The sequence below is a fragment of the Delftia sp. WSY_10 genome, assembly GCF_043104705.1.
Classification (GTDB): domain Bacteria; phylum Pseudomonadota; class Gammaproteobacteria; order Burkholderiales; family Burkholderiaceae_C; genus Comamonas; species Comamonas tsuruhatensis.
Map to the genome: position 1 here is coordinate 317,828 of NZ_JBICKY010000032.1, position 16,845 is coordinate 334,672.

Consider the following 16,845-nt stretch of genomic DNA (forward strand, 5'->3'; position numbering starts at 1 on the left):
AGTGACGACACAGGGGCCCTCGCGGCCCCTGTTTGTTTCTGCCGCCCCCCCGTCCATCTGTCTTTTCTCCCTCTCTATCCTGGAGCTTGCGTCCCGCCATGCTGTTGCTGCTCTCCCCCGCCAAATCGCTGGACTACGACACACCGCTGCCGCCGAAGCTGCCACACACGCTTCCCGTCTTCTCCGAACAGCCGCTGGAGCTGATCGAAGTGCTGCGCCGCCAATCGCCGCAGCAACTGTCGGAACTCATGGGCATCAGCGACAAGCTGGCTGCGCTCAACGTGGCGCGCTACGAGGCCTTCAGCCCTCGCTTCACGGCCACCAATGCCCGCCAGGCGCTGCTGGCCTTCAACGGTGATGTCTATGAAGGCCTGCAGGCGCGCAGCCTGGACGCCGAAGACCTGGACTGGGCGCAGCAGCACATCGCCATCCTCAGCGGCCTGTACGGCGTGCTGCGTCCGCTGGACCGCATGCAGCCCTACCGCCTGGAAATGGGCACCCGGCTGGAGACCGCGCATGGCAGCAACCTCTACCAGTTCTGGGGCAGCCGCATTGCCGAGTACCTGAACCAGCGCGCGGCCCGGCAGCCGGCGGGCGAGCACGTCGTCGTCAACCTGGCTTCGCAGGAATACTTCAAATCGGTAGACTTGAAGCACCTCAAGCCCCCGGTGGTGGAATGCGCGTTCGAGGATTACAAGAACGGCGCCTACAAGATCATCAGCTTCCATGCCAAACGCGCGCGCGGGCTGATGGCACGATTTGCCATACAGCAACGCGCTCGCAGCGCGGCTGAACTCGAAGCCTTCGATCTGGAAGGCTACGCACTGGCGCCAGCTTCCTCGACGCCTGCGCGCCTGGTGTTCCGCCGCAAGACCGCTGACTGAGCCTCGCCGGCCACCGGCCGGCCCCGGCCTCGATGCCTTTGGAGTCCATTCACTGCGGCAAGGGCCGCACTGCACGCCATGAGCCTCAAATCCTCACCAGATTCCCCGAGCACCGCGCAGGACCTGCCGGCGGGTCTCACGCCTGAACTCATGCAATGGGTACGCGACCAGCGCGCATCTGGCATAGGGCCTGCGGCCCTGCTGCGCTCCATGCGCGACGTGGGCTGGAGCGAAGAACTGGCCCGGCGGGCGTTGGACCTGCCCCACCAAGGCGAAGCGGCGCCACCGGCCGTCGTCGTCTCGGCCTCCTCGCTGCCGGAGCCGGACCTCTCCCAGGACCCCACCAGCATCGATGTCGGCGACCGCAAGGTCCAGGTACTGGTCAGCATGCGCAACCCGCGCATCGTGGTCTTCGGCAACCTGCTCTCGCATGAGGAGTGCGACGCCATCATCGCCGCCGCGCGTCCGCGCATGGCGCGCTCGCTCACCGTGGCCACGCAAAGCGGCGGTGAAGAGATCAATGACGACCGCACCAGCAACGGCATGTTCTTCCAGCGCGGGGAAACCGGCATCGTCCGCCAGCTGGAAGAACGCATCGCCCGCCTGCTGCGCTGGCCGCTGGACCACGGCGAAGGCCTGCAGGTGCTGCACTACGGCCCGGGCGCCGAGTACAAGCCCCACCACGACTACTTCGCGCCCGGCGAACCCGGCACGCCCACCATCCTCAAGCGCGGCGGCCAGCGCGTGGGCACGCTGGTCATCTACCTGAACGAGCCCGAGCGCGGCGGCGCCACCATCTTTCCCGAAGTGCCGCTGCAAGTGGTTCCGCGCCGGGGCAACGCCGTCTTCTTCAGCTATGAGCGCCCCGACCCCTCCACGCGCACCCTGCACGGCGGCGCGCCCGTGCTGGCCGGCGAAAAATGGATCGCCACCAAATGGCTGCGCGAGCGCGAATTCCACTGAAGAGCCAGCGAACCCGGGCGCACCCACCCTTATTGACCTTATATGGCCGCCCATGCCTGCGGGCATGGAAATTCAGTTAGCTTCAAAGCCTGGGTCCACGCGCTCCGCGCGGACCGTCCAGGCCTGACCAGCGCCGGCACGGCCGGCCCTTTTTCCATGAACACTCCCGAACAATCCCAGCTGGGCAAAAGCTCTGCCTACATCGACCAGTACGCCCCCTCGCTGCTGTTCCCCCTGCCCCGCGCGCCCAAGCGCGAGGAAATCGGCATTCAGGGAAGCCAGATGCCCTTCTTCGGCGCCGACCTGTGGACGGCGTTCGAACTGTCCTGGCTCAACCTGCGCGGCAAGCCGCAGGTGGCTCTCGTGCATTTCACGATCCCCTGCGAGACCCCCAATCTCATCGAAAGCAAGTCGTTCAAGCTCTACCTCAACAGCTTCAACAACACCCGCCTGTCCGACGCTGCCGAAGTCCAGGCACGCCTTCGCACCGACCTGGCCGAAGCGCTATGGCGAGACAGCGAGCAAAAGGGCAGCATCGGCGTGAAGATCATCGGCCTGGACCGCTTCGACCAGGAAATGGTGCAGGAACTGGACGGCCTGCTGCTGGACCGCCTGGACGTGGAATGCACGCAGTACCAGCCCGCCCCAGAGCTGCTGCACGCCAACCACGAGGAAGCGCCCGTCACCGAGACCCTCGTCAGCCACCTGCTCAAGAGCAACTGCCTGGTCACGGGCCAGCCCGACTGGGGCAGCGTGCAGATCCGCTACAGCGGCGCGCAGATCGACCAGGAAGGCCTGCTGCAATACCTGGTGAGCTTCCGCAACCACAACGAATTCCATGAGCAATGCGTGGAACGCATCTTCATGGACATCTGGACCCGCTGCCGCCCCATCAAGCTCTCGGTGTACGCACGCTACACGCGCCGTGGCGGCCTGGACATCAACCCATTCCGCACCAGCCATCCTGGCGCGCTGCCGGCCAACGTGCGCTCTGCACGGCAGTAAAAGAGGCGGCCGGCCATCCTCAGGCCGGCCGTCATTTCAAGCTTTTCACCGGCATGCCGACGCCGCAGCGGCATGCCCGCACTCCTGCCCATCGAGCCCCGCGCCCAGGCTCCTGTCGGCGGCCCGCACCTGAATTCTGAAAAATAGGAATCGTCCTGCATCGATTCAGATTGACTTTTCAGATCACCCAATTTGAGCCTATTTCGCCTCGATTTATCTGCCACGGATGGATCGTCGAAAACACGGAATTCACTAAATAGCTTGCTATTGAAATGACAGCAAAAATCTCCGTCGATGCATTCAGAAACATCGTCAGGAGTTGTCTTAGAGACAAGCGAGAAAAAAGTTCATAGGCTTGGCGGCACAAGAAATGACTTCAGGCAGCAATGAATCGCCGCCGGAAAGTCAGGCATAGGCAGGTGCCTTTTTCCTGCCAATGCCCCACGCAGAACTGTCCTGGCGCGCAGCGCCAAAGCGGCAGTCCACCGCCAACCTTGAGGGAGAGACCATCCATGCATCGCTTTCATTCAGCGCCTTGACGCAGTGCGCTGACGCCAAGGCCCTGTGCCTGGGCACGGCTGATTCCCTGCACATGCGCAATTCGGAAGAACCGCCAGCCACCGCTCTGGTGCCCGCTTATTCCTGAATTGCGTTTTCCCTTTTTCCCGTTTCCGTGATGCACGGCTGCAGCCCTGCGTCCGCCTGCTTACGTCCCTACAGATTCTTCCACCAGCACAGGAGCTTTTGCATGACCACCTTCAATACCTCACTTCAATCTCGCAAGCAACGCGGCCAGGGCATGACCGAGTACATCATCATCGTGGCCCTGATTGGCGTGGCCGCCATTGCCGTCTACCAGTACTTTGGCGAAACCATCCGCGCCCAGACTTCCGGCATTGCCAATGAAGTGGCCGGCAAGTCAGCCAAGAAGGCCATCCAGGCGGCAGAAGCTGCCGCCGGCAAGGCTGATGGAGAGCGCAAGGAAAAGGGCCTCGACGCCTACGAGAACAAGTAAGCGGGCCTGCCCATGCACACCATCACCACCCTGCGCGGCGGTCGGATACGGATACGGAGGCGGGACGGGCAACGCGGGCAGGCACTGATCTACGGCATCTTTGTCCTGATCGGCGCACTGGCCTCGCTGTTCTTTCTGTTCAACACCGGCCAGCTCTCCCAGGAAAAAACCAAGCTCGTCAGCACGGCCGATGCCGTGGCCTACAGCGCCGGCGTGATGCACGCGCGGGCGCTGAATTTCACGGCCTACGGCAATCGCGCCCTGATCGCCAACGAGGTGCTGGTGGCGCAGATGGTGAGCCTGTCCTCGTGGGCGCAATACGCCCAGACCCATGCGGAGAACCTGCCCACGCAGTTCCCCGAATGCAACGACCCCTATGGATACGGCGCAGCCATTGGGGCAGCGTTCAAATACGGCCCGGTGTATGCGCTCATGTGCTACGGCACCGTTCAGTATGCAGGCGAGTACATCCAGCGGATAGCCAAGACCGTGCCGCCGCTGGCCTCCGCCACAGTCTCTGCGGTGGAGGTCAACAAGCTGGCCATACAGCAGGCCCATAACCTGCTGCATCGCCCGCTTTACCTGCAGAGCATTCGCCGCAGCGTTATGCAGGCCGTGGCCCAGGCCAACTACGCGGGCGACGGCAGCGTGAAGGTGCAGCCCCTGGGCCCTGGCACCGCCGTGGCGCTGACTGACGACCTGGGTGGCTTTACCCAAAGCTACAGTGGCAAGGACCGGGGCCGCATGGCAGAGCTGGCCGTGTATGCGGCCCATAGCGACAGATTCACCAAGGAACGCGTCTGGACGGCCGAGGCAGAAGTGCCCGGCCCAGACGAGATCTGCATTGCGAGAGAGCGCAAAAGCGAGGTGCGCCGACGCGGCGGCACCGAACTGGTCAACTACGACGAGTGGATCGCCGAAGACACCGAGTCCTTCTGGCGTGCCCAGCGAAGGGGTGGACTCATCCCACGCTGCCGGCTCAGGGAGGAGCCCATTGCCTGGGGCGAACAGCAGGCCCACCCCGACGACCTGGACCAGAATGACTCGTCCGCCTGGCTCGGAGGCTCCCGCAACAACAGAAGGGCCTCTGCCAGAGCCTCCTCCGCGCACTGGACCCACTACACCGGCCTGCCCAGCTACTACGACCTGAGCCAGCTGCAACCGGACAAGGACGACCCCACGTTGCGGTTCAGCGTGCGCCTGTCGCGGGCGCGCAGCGAATTGCGCACCTCCGATGGCGCCAGCGAAATAAGCGGCACGCCGGACAGCCGCATCAACGCCTATCAGAGCCAGGTCGCCAAAGGCGAAATGGTGGCCGTTGCCACGTCCGAAGTGTTCTTCGAGCGCCCTCTGGCACAGCGTCAGAACCGCTATGGCGCAAGCCAGGGTCTCCCCCTGGAGCTGCCCAGCCTGTTCAACCCGTATTGGCAGGTGCGCCTGATCCACTCCCAACCCGATGTACTTGGCCAGCAGATGCGCCAGCGAGGGCTGATCCCATGAACCTCCTGAACCGCGCCCGCTACCCAAGGCGGCAGGCAGGCCAGGCCCTGGTCGAATTCCTGGCCATGGCGGCGCCCCTGCTGGGCCTGTTCCTGCTGATGCCCATGATCGGCAAGTACCAGGACATTGCCCATGCCACCCAGATGGCCAGCCGCTATGCAGCCTTCGATGCCACGGTACACAACGACGAGGCGGGCAGCTACAAGCCGCCTGCCCAACTGGCAGCCGAAGTGCGCAGGCGCTACTTCAGCCGACCCGACGCCCCCATCAAGACGGACGATACGGCAGGCGACTTCGACGCACACCGCAATCCGCTGTGGACGGACCCCGCAGGCAATCCGCTGATCCCGCGCTTTTCAGACATTTCGGTCAGCTTTGGAGCAAGCCAGTCCACAGCGCACAGAGATGCCTTCACGGCCAGCCCAGACGGCGTACCCTTCAGCATAGTGCCTCTGGCGAACCACGGACGCATCGGGTTGAACGCCCCAGGCATCTACCGCGCCAACATCTCCGTGCCACTGGCCAACCTGCCCGCAGGCATCCAAAGCTACACCCCCTTCGACCAACTGGACCTGCGCGTCACACGCCACACCAGCGTGCTCATCGAGCCTTGGGCCTCGCGCTCCGTGGAGCAGACCATGGACCGGTTCGGCCGGCTGGCGCCGCTCAACAGCCTGTTCTCCCCGGTGGAGACGCTGCTGGATGTGGCCATACCGGTCTTCGAGTTGATGGAGGTGCCGGCCCCCAAGTTCGGACGCCTGGACAAGTGGCAGGACATTGTTCCGGCAGACAGGCTCAGGGCCGAATGATGACAACGGCTCGCATGCTCCGTTCCATCTGCCTGAGCCTGCTGACGCCAGGGCTCACCCATGCCTTTGCGCAGGCCAACTGGCCCGAGATCCCGCTGCCCGAACATGCCAGGAGCTACCACATCGGCCAGCAGATGGACCTGGACGGCCTGCCCATGCGGCTGACCGGCTTCGCCACCCGCAGCACACCCAGGCAGACCGGCGACTGGTTTGTGCGCACCCTGGGCCAGCCCCTGATGGACGACCAGCGCGATGGCCAGCGCATTCTGGGCCGCGCCCAGGGCGAGCACTACCTCACCATCCGACTGGAACCCGCCCCCGACGGCGGCACGCGTGGCCTTGTCGCTGTCACCCACCTGCGCGCAGCCTTGAGCGGCAAGGCCCGCAGCCAGGGGGAAAGAGCCCGATGGCGGCGCCTGCTGCCAGCGGGAACCGAGATCGCCAGCCTGCTGAACACCCAGGCCGGTGGCCAGCTGTCCACCCATCTCGTTGCCACGAACAGGCACGGCGAGGCGCTCAATGCGCAACGCCTCACTGCGGCGCTGCAGGAGCAGGGCTATGCGCTGGAACGCCGCTTCGACGCCGCCACAGACACCAAGGCCCACGCGTTCGGCTCTGAGACCGGCGCCATCACGGTGCTGATGCGCGGCCCGGGCAAAGAGGCGACGGCCGTCATTTCCCGCAATGCGCGGGGCCTCACCAGCATCGTTCTCGTCACCAGCGTGGCGGTGGGGACCGCGCCATGAAGCTTGCCCATCGCCTGCGCGGCCAGTCCTCGGTGGAGTACGCCGTGGTCTGCGCGGCCCTGGCCTTCGCGCTGGGCGTCGGCATGGTGGACAGCAACAGCGTGCTGCACCAGTTGCTGCTCGCCCTGCAGGCTGCCTACCAGAAGTTCAGCTTCGCCCTCTCCCTGCCCATTTGACCCGTCAGCCATGAACTCCGCACTCGCCCGAATCACCGCCCTGCGTCCCAACAAAACCTGGGTCGCTCTTGCCATGGCCCTGGCCATCGGCCTGGGCGCAGCCGTCATTGCACGCAGTTACCTGCATCGCCAGATGGAGGCCATAGAAGCGCGCGGAAAAAGCAAAACCCGGCCGCTGATCGTTGCCAAGCGCAATCTCAGCAAAGGCGAGCCCATATCCAAGGAGACCATTGCCGTGCGCGACGTTCCCCACGACTACGCGCACTCGCTGGCCATCGGCCCCGAGGATTTTTCCCGCATTGCAGGCCGCGCGCTGGAGCATGGCATGCAGCACGGCGACATCCTGCTGTGGAACCTGCTCGAAGGCGACAAGGTGCCGACCTTCTCGGCCCGCATCGAGGTAGGGCGGCGCGCCATCACCGTGCATGTGGACGAGATCAACTCCATCTCGGGCCTGCTGGAGCCGGGGGATGCCATCGACCTGATGCTCACCCTGGATCAGAAAGGCCGCAAGACCACCTTTCCACTGCTGCAGAACGTCCAGGTCATGGCCACCGGCCAGCGGTCCGTGGATGACCCCAGAAGCGGTGAGCGGCGCCAGTACTCCACGGTCACGCTGGACACCTCCAAGGCGCAGGCCCGCAGCGTGATCATCGCGCGAGAGGCGGGAAAGATCACCGCCTTGCTGCGCAATCCCAAGGACTCGGAGGTTGTCGAAGAAGACAGCGCTGCCATGGCCGCCCTGCTGGGCCTGGCAGGCGACGTGCAGTCCCTGATTCAGACAGCGGGCGCAGCGCAATCACCGGGCCGAGCCGTTCCCGTGCTCTATGGCGGACGCCGCATGGACTTCAAGCCCGAAGACCTGCTGCTGCGCCAGGACAAGGCCCACGATGCCGGCGAAGGCCCGCCCGAGGCAGCCGCAGCCCCCACGCCTGTGCAGCCAGCCCCGCAAGCCGCACTGCAACCAGGCCAGGCTCCTCTTTTCCCTGCGTCCTTCCCGATCCAGCCAAGCGCGTTGCCTCGCTGAAGGCGTCTCACCCGCTCCTGCCTTTTTCATCGCTCCATGCGCCTGATCCCAATGTCCATCCGTTCAGCCCACACTGCATCCCTGTCCGCCCGCTCCAGTCCAACGCCCTTTCTGCAGGCCTTGCGCTGCGGCTTCGTGCTGACCCTGGGCTGGAGCCTGGCCGGCCCGGCAACAGCCCAGATACCAGAGGATGCAACAAGCTCTGCGCAGTCCCTAGGCATGCCGGGTGGATTCGCGCCCATGCTGCAGGGCGTGCCCAGCCGCGAGGCAGCGGCGGGCCAGCCGTACCGCCCCATACAGAAACCGGACGACCAGGCTCAGGTGCCGGAAATCGAGATGTTCGTGGGCGAATCGCGCGTCTTCCCCAGCCCCGGCGTGGCGCGCATTGCCGTGGGCAATGGCCGGGTGCTGACGGCCGCCGCGCTGGACGAGCGCGAGGTCATCATCTTCGCCAACGAGATCGGCACCTCCTCGCTGTTCGTGTGGAACGCCGACGGCCGATATCAGCGCGTCAAGATCCATGTGGTGCGCGGCGACACAAGCCGCCATGCGCGCGAGATCGCAGCCTTTCTCAGCACCATCCCCAACGCGCGGGCCTCCATCATTGGAGACAAGGTGGTGGTCGAAGGGGACCATCTCAGCGATGTCGATCTCAAGAAGATCGAAGACCTCAGAAAGCACTACCCGCAGATCATCAACTTCACCAACCAGATCGGCTGGGAGCAGATGGTGCTCATGGACGTGAAGGTGGTCGAATTCCCGGTCAATGAGCTGCGCGAATTCGGCTTGCGCTGGACCGCCCAGGGCGGGGCCAGCGTGGGAGGCATCTGGTCGCCGGCGCGGCGCGGCCATCAGCCCGGTCTGGTCATCGGCGTCCAGAACCCACCGATCACCCCGGAAAGCGGTGACAAAGGCCCGCTGCCCCGAGGCCTGAACGTCCTCACCGCCGTCAACATGGGCCTGACAGCCAGGCTGGACCTGCTGGCCCGTGACGGAAAGGCCAGCATTCTTGCCCAGCCCCAGCTGTCGGCGCGCAATGGCTCCAAGGCCGAGTTCCTGGCCGGTGGCGAATATCCGTACTCCGTGGCCACGATCTACGGCCCCGTGGTCATGTTCAAGCCCTACGGCGTCAAGCTGCGCATCACGCCGCGCGTGGACCGCAACGGCGTCATCAGGGCCGAGATCGACAGCGAGGTCAGCAACATCGACCCATCGTTCTCCACGCCCTCGGGGCCCGGGTTGAGCACTCGGCGCACCTTCACCGAATTCAACGTCCAGGACGGCGAGACCATGGTGCTGGCCGGCTTGCTGTCGCGCAAGGGTGGCGACAACGTCGACAAGGTTCCCTTCCTGGGAGACCTGCCCGTGCTGGGTGCCCTGTTCCGGTCCCAGCGATTCCAGAACGAAGAGACCGAATTGGTGGTCTTCGTCACGCCCACGGTGATCAACAGCCGATCGCCGGGCCTGCTGCAGCGCGTGGAAGACGCCGGTGCGCGCCTGGGCCAGCGCTACGGTCCCCAGCCCTACCTGACCGAACCCGGCCCTGCGCCCGAGCATCCTCCCCGGCTGGCGCCCCTGCCTGTGGCCAGCGCAAGCGCCAGCATCGCGGCGCCTGTGCAGGAACTCCCCGCGCCAGTGCGGCCCCTGCCCGCACCGGCCACCGCGACCCTGCCCGAACACTGGCCCGCCCTGCCGCACACCGGCAACCCGCTGGCCTCCGCGGCAGCAGCGGACCAGCCGCTGGTCAACCACTGGCGCGTGGTGCATGACGGGCTGGCCTTGCATGCCGAACCTCGGGCGCAAAGCGACACCCTGCTGCAACTGGGCCAAGGCAGTTTCGTGCGTGCCGCACCCGGTTCATCTGCCGCCCACAACCCGCACTCCGGCTGGCGCGCGGTGGCGGTCGCAGCCCTGACGGGCTGGGTGCGCGATGAAAGCCTGCAGCCCGTCGCGCACGTTCCCGGCATGAAGCCCGCACCCGACGGACCCCATGCGCGCCAGGCGCGGCAAGGCCGGGCTCTCACGCCCCATGAATCCGGCACCACCACGGGCCACTCCGCACCAGGCATCTACCGCGTGGGCCTTGATGGGCTTGCCCTTCGCGTGTCCCCCGACATCAACGCCCCCGTCCTCCAGAACCTGCCCGTGGGCAGCCTTGTGCAAGTGCTGCCCCAGGCCCCGCAGGCCCAGTTCTCGGCCGTGCGCATCAATGACCGGCTGGGCTGGGCCGAGACCCAGTGGCTTTCTCCCCTGACCTCCGCAACCGGCAGCCCCCCATGATCGACCTTGAAATCATCCACCCCGACGGCCGGCACCAGCCGTTGAGCGTGCCCGATATGTGCTCCATCGGCAAAGGCTCCCAGTGCGAAGTCCGCCTGGACAACTGGCGCCTTGCCAAGGAGCATGCACGCCTTTTCACCAGCCCCTCGGGCGTGCTGATCGACGACGCAGGCAGCTTCGGCGGCGTGCTGGTCAACGGTCAGCGCATCACCGCCCAATACGGCCCGCTGCAAAACGGCGACCTCATCGGCATTGGCCCGTTCCAGTTGCGCATCCTGAACAGCGGTGAAGAGCCGCAAGCCGCGCCTTTTCCTGTACCGGCCGCAGCGCATGCCGCCACCACAGCGCCCATGCAGAGCACACAGGACACGGCGCTGGCAGTGCCTGCCGACGCGCCCGAGCCTGCGGCAGCCGAGCCCGGGGAAGCCCACTTTCAGGCGCTGCAATTCGAATGGCGCAAGCGCCTGCACACCAAGCTCATCGACACCATGGACCTGCGCCGCCATGACGTCTCCAGCATGTCCGACGAACACCTGCGCGCCGAGGCGGACCGGCTCATCGCCAGAACGCTGCAGGACATGGACGACGAGATACCGGCCCAGCTGGACCGCAACGCGCTGCGCAGGCAGGTTCTGGACGAGGCCGTGGGGCTGGGGCCGCTGGAGGAATTGCTGGCCGACGAAACGGTCAGCGAAATCATGGTCAACCGCTTCGACGAAATCTATGTCGAGCGCGCGGGGCGCCTGCAAAAGCATGCCCTGAGCTTCACCAGCGATCGCGCCGTCATGGGCGTGATCGAGCGCATCGTGGCACCGCTGGGCCGGCGCATCGACGAATCCTCGCCCATGGTCGATGCACGGCTCAAGGACGGCTCGCGCGTCAACGCCATCATCGCGCCGCTGGCGCTCAAGGGCTCCACGCTGACCATCCGCAAGTTCGCCAGGCGCAAGCTCAATGCCGCCGACCTTGTGCAGTTCGGCGCGCTCAGCCCGGCCATGGCCGACTTCCTGCGCATCTGCGTGGAGGCCCGCAAGAACATCATCGTCTCGGGCGGCACGGGGTCTGGCAAGACCACGCTGCTCAACATCCTGTCCAACTTCATCCCGTCCGGCGAACGCGTGATCACCGTCGAGGACGCCGCCGAACTCAAGCTGGCCCACGAGCATTTGATCAGCCTGGAGTCGCGCCCCGCGAATGTCGAAGGCAAGGGCGGCGTGCCCATCCGAGAACTGGTGCGCAACACCCTGCGCATGCGCCCGGACCGCATCGTGGTCGGCGAATGCCGCGGCGCCGAGGCGCTGGACATGCTCCAGGCCATGAACACGGGCCATGAGGGATCTCTGACCACGCTGCACGCCAACACCCCGCGAGACGGGCTCGCCCGGCTGGAGACCATGGTGCTGATGGCCGGCATGGAACTGCCCTTGGCGGCCATACGCGAGCAGATCGCCAGCGCCGTGGACATCATCGTGCAGCAGACCCGCTTTGCCTGCGGCACACGCCTGGTCACCCACATCTGCGAAGTCAGCGGCATGGAAAGCGGAAAGATCCAGCTGCAGGAGCTGTTCCGCTTTGCCAACAAAGGCTACGCCGCCCAGGCCAACGGCCTGGCCAAGGTGCAGGGCCTGTTCACCGGCTGCGACGTCGTTCCCCACTTCTACGACGAACTGCGCGCCAGCGGCCATGCGCTGGACCTGGATATCTTCCGTCCGGGCTCCGAGAGCGCGGACCTGCATGCCGGAGAGCGGCCATGAGCGGGCTCTCGCCAGACACCGTCCTGGCCCTGATCACGGCCGTGGTCGCCCTCTGCGTCGGTCTGCTGACATGGCTGGCCTTGGACCTGGGAGGCTCCACGCTCAGGCGCTACCGGGCCGGCTTCACGGAGCGCGCCGGCTTTCAGGCCGCGGAATTCTTCCTCTTCATCGACCCGCGCAAACTCTTCCTGGCCAACCTGGCAGTCATGTCGCTGGGCGGCGTCCTGGTGTGGCTGGTCAGCGGCAGCCATCTGCTGGCTGTGCCCGCCTTCTTCGCGCTGGGGCTGCTGCCCCGGCTGCTGTACCGGCACATGCGCAAGCGCCGGCTGCGCAAGTTTGAAGAGCAGTTGCCCGATGCGCTGATGATGCTCAGCGGCGGCCTGCGCGCCGGCATTGGCCTGAGCAGCGCCATCGCCCAGCTTGTGGCCGAGTCCCGCCCGCCGCTGAGCCAGGAGTTCTCGCTGATGCTGCGCGAGCAGCGCCTGGGCGTATCCCTGGAACAGGCACTCAATCACCTGAGCCTGCGCGTGCCCACCCAGAGCACCGTGCTCATCACCTCGGCCATGCGCATCGCCAGCGAAACCGGAGGCGGCCTGGCCGAGACCATGGAACGCACGGCCTCCACCGTGCGCAGCCGGCTGCAAATGGAAGCCAAGATCGGCTCCCTCACCGCCCAGGGAAAACTGCAGGCCTGGGTCGTCGGCGCCCTGCCCCTCGTCCTCATGCTCATCCTCGACCGGATGGAGCCTGAAGCCATGTCCATGCTCTGGCACTCCCGCGTGGGCTGGGGGGCGCTGGCCGTGATCGCCTGCTTCGAGGCCATGGGCATCTATGTCATCCGAAAGATCGTCGCCATCGACGTCTGAAGGCCGCGCCATGGACTCCAACACCGTGATACTCGCCCTGATCGCTGTGGCAGCCGGACTCAGTGCTGCCCTGGTGGCCTGGCTCCTGGGCCACTCGATGAGCAGCGTTCCCGCCGAGGACCGCAGCTACAAGGATCCGCCGCCACTGGCCCTGCGCATGGTCTGGTGGCCCATCCAGTGGATCAGCCACCACCTGTCGCCCCGGCTCGGAACGGGCAGAACCGCGCAAGCCGTGCAACTGCGGCTGCGCCAGGCGGGACTGGACTACGCGCTCAGTCCTGCGCAGTTCATCGCCAGCCGCATCGTCGGCGCCGGGGTGGCCGCGCTGGCGGCCTGGTGGCTGGTCTCCAGCTTCGACGGCCTGTCCCGGGGCGCCGATGGCGGTGCGCGCCACATCGCCCTGCCCATCTATCTGCAGGCCATGGCCGCAGGCGCACTGCTGGGCTGGGCCTACCCCGCCATCTGGCTCAGGGATCGCATCGCCGTGCGCCGGCGCGAACTGCTGCGCATGCTGCCCTTCTTCCTGGACATCATCACGCTGTGCGTGGAAGCCGGCCTGAACATGCAGGGCGCCATGACCCAGGCCGTGGCCAAAGGCCCCCAGGGACTGGTGCGCGACGAATTCCAGCGCGTGCTGCGCGATATACGCGCCGGCAAGGCGCGTGCCGAAGCACTGCGCGGCATGGCCGAGCGCCTGAACGAGCCGAGCGTCGCCAACTTCACCTCCGCCGTGATCCAGGCAGAGAGCATGGGCATGAACCTCGGCCCCGTGCTGCGGGCACAGGCCGATCAGCGCCGCTCCGAACGCTTCATGCGCGCGGAAAAACTCGCGATGGAAGCGCCCGTGAAGATGCTCTTTCCGCTGATCGCCTTCATCTTTCCCTGCACCTTCATCGTCTTGCTGTTCCCCATAGCGATGAAGCTGCTGAACTCGGGACTGTGATGCAGATGCCGCCCTCCCCCTTCCTGGTGCGCCAGGCCTGCGGCTTCTGGCAGCGCCTTGCCGGCCTCATGGGCCAGGCCCAACCCGCCGCCCGCTGCGCATTGCTCATCGCGCGCTGCACCAGCGTGCACACCTGCTTCATGCGGCAGGCCATCGACATCGTCTACCTCGACCGGCAGGGCCGCATCACCGGCCTGCGCCCTGGCGTTGTCCCCTGGCGCTTCAGCCGGGGCGGACGCGGCAGCGCCCATGTGCTGGAGATGCGTGCAGGTGCCATCGCCTGCCAGGGCCTGGTGCCGGGCATGCAGTTGCAGCCCTGGCCCATCGAAGGTGCCGGGGCTGCGCTGAACGTCTGCGCCTTCACCCCTGACGGGTCCAACTCTTAATGCAACGCCGCGGAGGTGCCCACACAACGCATTGCCCAGAACACACCAAAGTGAATTGCCAGCCGGCCCTGCCGGCCTTCCTCCACTACGCATTGAAAAACCGACGGACATGCACCATCCATCCATCACCTCTCCCACAGACCACGGTGCCACGCACATGCGGCTGACACACCCTTCATCCTGGCTACTGGCCTGCGCCGCTGGCCTGGCCCTGACCGCCTGCGGTGGCGGCTCCGGCAACGAAGGCGGCGCGGGAGACCCAGGCCCCGGAGGCACCGCCAGTTCCGGCGTCTTCATCGCCCCCTCAGGCCCGCTGTGCACCAAACTCAGCAGCACGGGCAGCTGTCTGCAACCCACCTCATCGGCCATTGAGGAGTCTGACCTGATCAAACTCATCACCGATCCCGATGCACAAACGTCGTTGATCGATTTCAGCGGCATGGGTGTGATCCACAACACCACACTCACCTATAGCCAGCAGCCGGGCAAGGCCATCGAAAGCAGTTTCATCTACAGCTCCTACGGCATGGCAAGGCGCGACTTCCAGGTAGGGCGCAACACCTTCATCGTGCAGGGCAGGCAGTACCCGCAAGTCACGCACTACCCGGAGGCGGGCCAGAGCCACTACAAGAACATCAGCGGCGATGCAGGCGTCATCTTCCTCGTAGGACCACCGGACCAGCACGAGGAAGGCATCTGGGGCACCACCTTCTCGGAAGGCCAGAACCTCAGCATGGTCGGCCGCATGCCCAACATGCGCAGCGAAAACACCAACTGGATTTCCGCCATCAGACTGCTCACCGACCAGAGCCAGGCGCCGAGCGAGCCGACCGTGACCTATATCGGCAGTGTCAGCACGCTGGCCGGCACGGCACAGCGGCTGGACCCGTACACCACCGACATACTGGACACCGGCGTCAACTACGAGGCGGAATTCAATACGGCCACGGGCAAGCTCACCGGCGTAAAGATCGACTACACAGACCCCAAAAGCCAGAGGCGCACAGTGATGGAAGTGCCAGAGCTGACGTTTGTGAACTCGCAGTTGATCCCTGACTCGCGCAGCCAACGCATCAACGTCGTGCTGGAAGGCCCTGCGAGCGACGTCCGCGCAGATGCTCCACGGCCCGACACACCCCTCACCCGGCAGGACTACACCCTCGATGGCCTCGAAGGCGAAATCACCGGCAAGCAGGCCGAGATCATCCACATCCTCGGCGCTGGCCCCCAGGGCACCATGCAATTGATGCTGATGCGCAAGGACAAGGCCGGACCGGACGTGCCCATCCACATCCCCCTGCCACACCCAAACAGGCCCTGAAGCATGGCCAGCGGGTGGATACAAGCCCGTCCGCCGGCCGCAAACCTGCAGGCATCCTCATGCGCCAGAGCACCTCATTCCGCAGGCCGCGCCAGCGCGGCAGCGCCATGGTCGAGTTCACCGTGGTCGGCCCCATCATCACCCTGCTGGGGCTGGCCCTGCTGCAGTACGGCCTGGTTTTCTTCAACAAGAACCAGATCAATCACGCCAGCTTCATGGCCGCCCGCGCGGGCACCATGGCCCATGCGCGCATGGACGATATCCGTGACGCCTATCTGCGCGCCATGGTTCCGCTGTATGGCGGTGGCAGCAACAGCACCGAACTGGCGGATGCCAAGACAAAGGCCAAGCTCGACCTTGAAGGCCACCTGCGCATAGACCTCATCAACCCCACGCGCGAGAGCTTCGAGGACTGGAGCGAGCCCCACCTGAAAGAGAAATATGGCGTGCCCGCCATCCCCAACGCCGGCCTGGCGCACCGGGACAAAAAAGACATTGGCAGCAAGTCGGGCCAGAGCGTGCAGGACGCCAACCTGCTCAAGATCCGCGTCACCCACGGCTACGAACTCAAGATCCCGCTGGTGCGCGGCATCTACCAGCACTACCTGCGCTGGCTGGACGACGGCAGCGACCCCTTCCACACCGAACTCATCCAGCACGGTCGACTGCCCATCGTCGCGCAGGCCACCTTGCACATGCAAAGCGACGCTATGGAAAGCGATGCCACGGTATCCATCCCCGACACAGGCAACAAGGGCAATCCGCAGGACCCAGGCCAGCCCGATACATCGGAACCCGGTGAACCGCCCGATTGCGAAACCGTGGGCTGCACCACGGTCGGGCCGCCGGGGCCGGGCGATGAGGGCGATGAAGACGACGGCGGCGATGGCACCGGAGATGGAGGAGATGGAAATGGAGATGGAGGCAATGGAGATGGAAACGACAACGACTGTAAAGGGGCTGACTGCCCCAACTGCACGGGAGACGCATGATGTTGAATAGACCCCATCTCACCCCCCTGCTGGGCAGCGCCCTGCTGTGCATCGCCTCACTGCTGGCCCAGGCCTCCCCCGCAGCCGCCGCCCCCAACCTGGGCGGCGGCACCAGCAAATGCGACCCCACCGTGCAAAGCTGCGCCCCCGGCGCGGGCGGCGGCATCGACCTCGGCGG

Annotated in this window: 16 protein-coding genes; all 16 read left to right on the forward strand. The window is 65.7% G+C overall.

Going from position 1 to position 16,845, the window contains the following annotated elements; all coding sequences use genetic code 11:
* Positions 1-98: 98 nt before the first annotated feature.
* The 16 genes from yaaA to ACF8ML_RS15320 all read left to right on the forward strand — a co-directional run bounded on the left by yaaA (position 99) and on the right by ACF8ML_RS15320 (position 16,667).
* Positions 99-884, forward strand: coding sequence for a peroxide stress protein YaaA (yaaA, locus tag ACF8ML_RS15245; protein WP_043791426.1), 786 nt, complete (start codon positions 99-101; stop codon positions 882-884).
* 78 nt (positions 885-962) lie between these two features.
* The gene (locus tag ACF8ML_RS15250) at positions 963-1,847 is read left to right on the forward strand and encodes a 2OG-Fe(II) oxygenase (RefSeq protein WP_016447807.1); all 885 of its coding nucleotides are present in this window, start codon (positions 963-965) and stop codon (positions 1,845-1,847) included.
* A 156-nt stretch (positions 1,848-2,003) separates the two neighbouring features.
* Positions 2,004-2,852: an NADPH-dependent 7-cyano-7-deazaguanine reductase QueF gene (queF, locus tag ACF8ML_RS15255; protein ID WP_392407328.1), complete on the forward strand. Its 849-nt coding sequence runs from the start codon at positions 2,004-2,006 to the stop codon at positions 2,850-2,852.
* 748 nt (positions 2,853-3,600) lie between these two features.
* Positions 3,601-3,867: a Flp family type IVb pilin gene (locus ACF8ML_RS15260; protein ID WP_016447810.1), complete on the forward strand. Its 267-nt coding sequence runs from the start codon at positions 3,601-3,603 to the stop codon at positions 3,865-3,867.
* Positions 3,868-3,879: 12 nt separating this feature from the next.
* A complete protein-coding gene (locus tag ACF8ML_RS15265) occupies positions 3,880-5,367 on the forward strand; it encodes a pilus assembly protein TadG-related protein (RefSeq protein ID WP_209672513.1) in 1,488 nt (495 codons plus the stop codon).
* The gene (locus tag ACF8ML_RS15270; protein WP_017406513.1) at positions 5,364-6,176 is read left to right on the forward strand and encodes a TadE/TadG family type IV pilus assembly protein; all 813 of its coding nucleotides are present in this window, start codon (positions 5,364-5,366) and stop codon (positions 6,174-6,176) included. Before ACF8ML_RS15265 ends, ACF8ML_RS15270 begins: the two co-directional genes overlap by 4 nt.
* Positions 6,177-6,190: 14 nt before the next feature.
* Positions 6,191-6,922, forward strand: coding sequence for a hypothetical protein (locus ACF8ML_RS15275; protein ID WP_017406514.1), 732 nt, complete (start codon positions 6,191-6,193; stop codon positions 6,920-6,922).
* Positions 6,919-7,098, forward strand: a complete 180-nt coding sequence (locus tag ACF8ML_RS15280) for a hypothetical protein (protein WP_016447814.1) — start codon at positions 6,919-6,921, stop codon at positions 7,096-7,098. Before ACF8ML_RS15275 ends, ACF8ML_RS15280 begins: the two co-directional genes overlap by 4 nt.
* A gap of 10 nt (positions 7,099-7,108) precedes the next feature.
* Positions 7,109-8,125, forward strand: a complete 1,017-nt coding sequence (cpaB, locus tag ACF8ML_RS15285) for a Flp pilus assembly protein CpaB (protein ID WP_061287410.1) — start codon at positions 7,109-7,111, stop codon at positions 8,123-8,125.
* Between the two features lie 51 nt (positions 8,126-8,176).
* Entirely contained in the window at positions 8,177-10,405 is a 2,229-nt protein-coding gene (locus tag ACF8ML_RS15290) for a pilus assembly protein N-terminal domain-containing protein (protein WP_343739400.1), read from the forward strand.
* Positions 10,402-12,159 (forward strand): ATPase, T2SS/T4P/T4SS family, encoded by a 1,758-nt coding sequence (locus tag ACF8ML_RS15295; protein WP_017407673.1) that lies wholly within the window; start codon positions 10,402-10,404, stop codon positions 12,157-12,159. The genes ACF8ML_RS15290 and ACF8ML_RS15295 overlap by 4 nt, the downstream gene beginning before the upstream one ends.
* Positions 12,156-13,025, forward strand: a complete 870-nt coding sequence (locus ACF8ML_RS15300) for a type II secretion system F family protein (protein ID WP_016451158.1) — start codon at positions 12,156-12,158, stop codon at positions 13,023-13,025. The genes ACF8ML_RS15295 and ACF8ML_RS15300 overlap by 4 nt, the downstream gene beginning before the upstream one ends.
* Before the next feature lie 10 nt (positions 13,026-13,035).
* Positions 13,036-13,968: a type II secretion system F family protein gene (locus tag ACF8ML_RS15305; protein ID WP_061287407.1), complete on the forward strand. Its 933-nt coding sequence runs from the start codon at positions 13,036-13,038 to the stop codon at positions 13,966-13,968.
* 5 nt (positions 13,969-13,973) lie between these two features.
* Complete coding sequence (locus tag ACF8ML_RS15310) at positions 13,974-14,354, forward strand: DUF192 domain-containing protein (protein WP_238002002.1); 381 nt, start codon at positions 13,974-13,976, stop codon at positions 14,352-14,354.
* A 109-nt stretch (positions 14,355-14,463) separates the two neighbouring features.
* The gene (locus ACF8ML_RS15315) at positions 14,464-15,675 is read left to right on the forward strand and encodes a hypothetical protein (protein ID WP_392407330.1); all 1,212 of its coding nucleotides are present in this window, start codon (positions 14,464-14,466) and stop codon (positions 15,673-15,675) included.
* Positions 15,676-15,734: 59 nt separating this feature from the next.
* Positions 15,735-16,667 carry a TadE/TadG family type IV pilus assembly protein gene (locus ACF8ML_RS15320; RefSeq protein WP_392407331.1) on the forward strand — a complete coding sequence of 311 codons (933 nt, stop codon included), beginning with the start codon at positions 15,735-15,737 and terminating at the stop codon, positions 16,665-16,667.
* Positions 16,668-16,845 lie beyond the last annotated feature (178 nt).

What these genes read in the sequence shown, in the direction of transcription:
- yaaA (WP_043791426.1), top strand. Translation starts at nt 99, where the DNA reads ATGCTGTTGCTGCTCTCCCCCGCCAAATCGCTGGACTACGACACACCG.
- ACF8ML_RS15250 (WP_016447807.1), top strand. Translation starts at nt 963, where the DNA reads ATGAGCCTCAAATCCTCACCAGATTCCCCGAGCACCGCGCAGGACCTG.
- queF (WP_392407328.1), top strand. Translation starts at nt 2,004, where the DNA reads ATGAACACTCCCGAACAATCCCAGCTGGGCAAAAGCTCTGCCTACATC.
- ACF8ML_RS15260 (WP_016447810.1), top strand. Translation starts at nt 3,601, where the DNA reads ATGACCACCTTCAATACCTCACTTCAATCTCGCAAGCAACGCGGCCAG.
- ACF8ML_RS15265 (WP_209672513.1), top strand. Translation starts at nt 3,880, where the DNA reads ATGCACACCATCACCACCCTGCGCGGCGGTCGGATACGGATACGGAGG.
- ACF8ML_RS15270 (WP_017406513.1), top strand. Translation starts at nt 5,364, where the DNA reads ATGAACCTCCTGAACCGCGCCCGCTACCCAAGGCGGCAGGCAGGCCAG.
- ACF8ML_RS15275 (WP_017406514.1), top strand. Translation starts at nt 6,191, where the DNA reads ATGCTCCGTTCCATCTGCCTGAGCCTGCTGACGCCAGGGCTCACCCAT.
- ACF8ML_RS15280 (WP_016447814.1), top strand. Translation starts at nt 6,919, where the DNA reads ATGAAGCTTGCCCATCGCCTGCGCGGCCAGTCCTCGGTGGAGTACGCC.
- cpaB (WP_061287410.1), top strand. Translation starts at nt 7,109, where the DNA reads ATGAACTCCGCACTCGCCCGAATCACCGCCCTGCGTCCCAACAAAACC.
- ACF8ML_RS15290 (WP_343739400.1), top strand. Translation starts at nt 8,177, where the DNA reads ATGTCCATCCGTTCAGCCCACACTGCATCCCTGTCCGCCCGCTCCAGT.
- ACF8ML_RS15295 (WP_017407673.1), top strand. Translation starts at nt 10,402, where the DNA reads ATGATCGACCTTGAAATCATCCACCCCGACGGCCGGCACCAGCCGTTG.
- ACF8ML_RS15300 (WP_016451158.1), top strand. Translation starts at nt 12,156, where the DNA reads ATGAGCGGGCTCTCGCCAGACACCGTCCTGGCCCTGATCACGGCCGTG.
- ACF8ML_RS15305 (WP_061287407.1), top strand. Translation starts at nt 13,036, where the DNA reads ATGGACTCCAACACCGTGATACTCGCCCTGATCGCTGTGGCAGCCGGA.
- ACF8ML_RS15310 (WP_238002002.1), top strand. Translation starts at nt 13,974, where the DNA reads ATGCCGCCCTCCCCCTTCCTGGTGCGCCAGGCCTGCGGCTTCTGGCAG.
- ACF8ML_RS15315 (WP_392407330.1), top strand. Translation starts at nt 14,464, where the DNA reads ATGCACCATCCATCCATCACCTCTCCCACAGACCACGGTGCCACGCAC.
- ACF8ML_RS15320 (WP_392407331.1), top strand. Translation starts at nt 15,735, where the DNA reads ATGCGCCAGAGCACCTCATTCCGCAGGCCGCGCCAGCGCGGCAGCGCC.